Origin of the sequence: Shewanella electrica (genome assembly GCF_022321485.1) — a bacterium.
In the GTDB taxonomy this organism is placed as follows: domain Bacteria; phylum Pseudomonadota; class Gammaproteobacteria; order Enterobacterales; family Shewanellaceae; genus Shewanella; species Shewanella electrica.
On sequence record NZ_JAKOGG010000081.1, the window covers coordinates 1 to 372 of the forward strand.

Annotated in this window: 1 protein-coding gene; it reads left to right on the plus strand. The window is 69.6% G+C overall.

Translation table 11 applies throughout. From position 1 onward, the window contains the following. Positions 1 to 36: 36 nt before the first annotated feature. On the plus strand, positions 37 to 372 hold a 336-nt coding region (locus L9G74_RS23900), incomplete at its 3' end, for an immunoglobulin domain-containing protein (protein WP_238898529.1).

Here is a 372-nt window from a genome sequence, read left to right on the forward strand (position 1 = left end):
GTCTGTAGGGCGCAGCACGCGGCCACCGGGGCTGATGTGAAGGAGACCATCGATGGGGATGGCGTCTGCCTCGTAGTCACCCCCAAAGTGACCCTCCTGAGCGACCCCACCCAGGAGGACCCCGAGCGCCGCGTCCTCCTCGTCTGCCTGGTGGAAGGGCTGCCGTCGGCCGGCGCCACCATCCAATGGCTGCAGGACAACGAGGAGATGACCCCCGCCCCCGAGAGCGACGAGTCGGGCTGCTCCGACTGTACGGAGAGCGGCGTCACCCAATGGAGCCGCGTCAACGTCACCCGCAAGAGCTGGGAGGGGGGGGCGCGCTTCGGCTGCCGGGTGACCCACGAGGGTCTGAAGGAGCCGCTCAGCGCCACC